Below are 3,105 nucleotides of genomic sequence, written 5' to 3' on the forward strand. Positions count from 1 at the left end.
CAATAGCCGAGATAGACATGGTCGAGGCCCGCCGCCTGCGCCCGGCGAACATGATCAAGGATCATGAAGGTGCCAGGGCTAAGGGCCGAGCGATCCGGGTCAAAAAAGCTGTAGATGAGCGAATAGCCGTCCGGGAGTTCGTCTACCAGGGCAGCGGCAGCAAGATTGCCTGCCTCATCACGGTATTCGGCCAAATGGGTGCGCTGCATGCCGTCCTCGACCATGCCCACATAGTCGAAGAAGTGCATGCCGGCCATGTCGCCATCGCCGTGGCGCGATTCCAGATAACGGCTCATCAGCGCGAATTGCTCAGTCGTCGCGTCGGCAGGGCGCAATTCGACTGTGAGATCGTCATTGCGCGCAAGGGTGCGCCGCTGTGAGCGCGAGAACCGGAAGGCGCCAACCGGGATCCGGACCGACTTGCACGCCGAGCATTGCTCGCAGGCGGGCCGGTAGAGGATCGATTGTGAACGGCGAAAGCCCGCATGGGTCAGCGCATCATTGAGCCCTGGCCCGTCCGCTGGATCGACCCGGGTAAACACCTTGCGTTCCAGCTTGCCGGGCAGATAGGGGCAAGGGGTCGGCGCCGTCAGGAAGAACGGCAATTGGCGCGGTGTGAACGGATGCGTCACGGCGTTCTTCTGTCCCTCGTCCCGGCGGCGAATCCGCACGTTGAGGTGGCCAGTGTAACCGCGTGGCGGGTTTGCCGGAACAGGCTGGCGTCAGTCCGGGCACCGCTAGCCCTAGAGTGCTCCGCCCGGCGGCAGGACAGGCGCTTCACGCAGCAGAACGATGGAAAGGCGGCGATTGCCCGCCATGTAGGGATCGTCCGGGAAGAGGGGTTCAGACGAGCCCTTGCCACGGACATCTGACACCCGATCATCGGAAATGCCGCGCTCCTGAAGGATACGCAACGCAGCATTGGCACGCGCGGAAGACAGTTCCCAGTTGCTTGGCGCGGACGCCGGCACCGGAGAGGCATCGGTGTGGCCGGAAATAGTGATCCGGTTGGGCAGGCGGTCGACGACATCGGCAACGGCGCGCAAAAGCACGATCGCGCGCTCATTGGGACGGGTTTCGCCTGCATTGAACATCGGGCGGCCTTCCTCGTCGATGAGCTGGATGCGAAGGCCCTCCGGCGTCTGATCGATGATCAGGTGGCGGGAAAGTTCTGCCAGTTCCGGCATTTCCTGCAGCGCCTGACGCAGGGACATTTCCGCGCTCTCGAACTCGGCCTGTTCGCGGCGGGCAAGGGCACTTGTCATGGCATCGCGGGCGATATCACGCGGGCTGCCTTCGCCATCGTCAGGTGTCTCGTCAGCGCCGGAACCCGGCGCGTGGGAGGTGGGGTTGCGTTCCAGGAAAGCCATGTCCGGGCTGGACACGCCTTCATCGCCGCGCGGCGGCATCAGGCGGATGGGGGCAGAGCCGGTATTGTCGGTGCTGACGGTAGAGGGCGCGAAATACTCGGCGACGCCGCGCAACTGCTCCTGATCGACCGAGTTGATCAGCCACATCAGCAGGAAAAAGGCCATCATCGCTGTGACGAAATCTGCGTACGCCACTTTCCACGCGCCGCCATGATGACCATGTCCGGCTTTCTTGATTTTCTTGATGATGATCGGTTGACCGGAAGCCATATCCCACCCGCACGCTTGTTGTTGTATCGCCAAGCTATACGAACAGGGTTAAGGGCGGGTTGAAGCGCCGGATGGAGACACACCTTGGAACTTGCGCGTGCCTATAGAGATGCTCTGGGCTGCTACCCGACAGGCGTGGCGCTGGTCACGGTCCTGGATGAGGGACGTGTCCGCGCGATGACCATCAACTCCTTTGCCTCGGTCTCGCTGGAGCCGCCTCTCGTCCTGTGGTCACTGGACCGGGCAAGCCTGCGGTTTGAACCGTTCGCCAGCGCGCCGCGCTATGCCATCAACGTGCTTGGCGCCGACCAGGATGCGCTCGCCATGGCCTGCGCGCGCGATGACGATCTGGAGCGGGCAGGGGGCAATTGGACGCCCGGCAAGACGGGGGTGCCGCTGGTGTCCGGTGCGCTGGCGCGTTTCGAGTGCGCCCTCGATGCGGTTCATGATGGCGGCGATCATGTGATCCTCGTCGGCCGTGTCGAGGCGTTTGACCGGCCCAGCACCGGCCCGGCACTGGTGTTTCACCGCTCGGTCTTCGCTGCCGCGCATTGAATTTGAAGGAAGTGACAGACATGGCCAGTGCAGCTTTTCTCGGTCTCGGCGTCATGGGCTATCCGATGGCGGGGCATCTGGCCTTGGCCGGCCATGAGGTCCGCGTCTGGAACCGCACCGCCGCAAAGGCACAAAAATGGTCGGCCCAGCACAGCGGCCAAGCGGCCGCCACACCGGAAGAAGCCGCAAGCGGCGCTGATTTCGTTTTCATGTGCCTTGGCGATGACCCGGACGTGCGTGCTGTCGCCGTGCCACTTCTCGAAGCGATGAAGCCCGGCAGCATTCTGGTCGATCACACGACAGCCTCCGCGCAGCTCGCCCGCGAGCTTCACGAATTGGCGCAGAAGCGCGGCATCGGCTTTGTCGATGCGCCGGTATCAGGCGGCCAGGCCGGCGCAGAGAACGGCAAGCTTTCCATTATGTGCGGTGGCGAGGCGGACATATTTGCCCAGGCTGAACCCGTCATGCAGGCCTATGCCAAGGCCATCGTGCATGCGGGGCCGGCCGGTGCCGGTCAGCTGACCAAGATGGTCAACCAGATCTGCATTGCCGGGCTGGTTCAGGGCCTCTCTGAAGGCATCCATTTTGCGCAGGCCGCCGGGCTGGATGTCGAAACGGTCATCAGTGCCGTTTCCAAGGGCGCCGCCCAGAGCTGGCAGATGGAAAACCGCTGGCAGACCATGGATCAGGGCAAGTTCGATTTCGGTTTTGCCGTCGAGTGGATGCGCAAGGATTTGCGGATTGCTCTTGAGGAGGCACGGGCCAATGGCGCACGCCTGCCGGTCACGGCCATCGTTGACCAGTTCTACGCCGAGGTCGAAGCCATGGGCGGCAAGCGCTGGGACACGTCGAGCCTTGTAGCACGCCTGAACCGCGAATGAGTGTCGAGCTTCTCTTCTCCATTCTGGAC

At 63.2% G+C, this 3,105-nt stretch carries 4 protein-coding genes; 2 read left to right on the forward strand and 2 right to left on the reverse strand.

The window, feature by feature from the left end:
- Together ACTS2Z_RS04970 and ACTS2Z_RS04975 are read right to left on the reverse strand one after the other, a co-directional pair.
- On the reverse strand, positions 1-632 hold a 632-nt coding region (locus tag ACTS2Z_RS04970), incomplete at its 3' end, for an arginyltransferase (RefSeq protein WP_442572121.1).
- A gap of 111 nt (positions 633-743) precedes the next feature.
- Positions 744-1,640, reverse strand: a complete 897-nt coding sequence (locus ACTS2Z_RS04975; protein ID WP_442572122.1) for a flagellar motor protein MotB — start codon at positions 1,638-1,640, stop codon at positions 744-746.
- 84 nt (positions 1,641-1,724) lie between these two features.
- Between ACTS2Z_RS04975 and ACTS2Z_RS04980 the strand changes: the two genes are divergently transcribed.
- Positions 1,725-2,195, forward strand: a complete 471-nt coding sequence (locus tag ACTS2Z_RS04980; protein ID WP_442572123.1) for a flavin reductase family protein — start codon at positions 1,725-1,727, stop codon at positions 2,193-2,195.
- 20 nt (positions 2,196-2,215) lie between these two features.
- Complete coding sequence (locus ACTS2Z_RS04985) at positions 2,216-3,076, forward strand: NAD(P)-dependent oxidoreductase (protein ID WP_442572124.1); 861 nt, start codon at positions 2,216-2,218, stop codon at positions 3,074-3,076.
- The last annotated feature ends 29 nt before the right edge of the window (positions 3,077-3,105 follow it).

Source organism: Glycocaulis sp. (genome assembly GCF_052168375.1).
Lineage (GTDB): Bacteria > Pseudomonadota > Alphaproteobacteria > Caulobacterales > Maricaulaceae > Glycocaulis.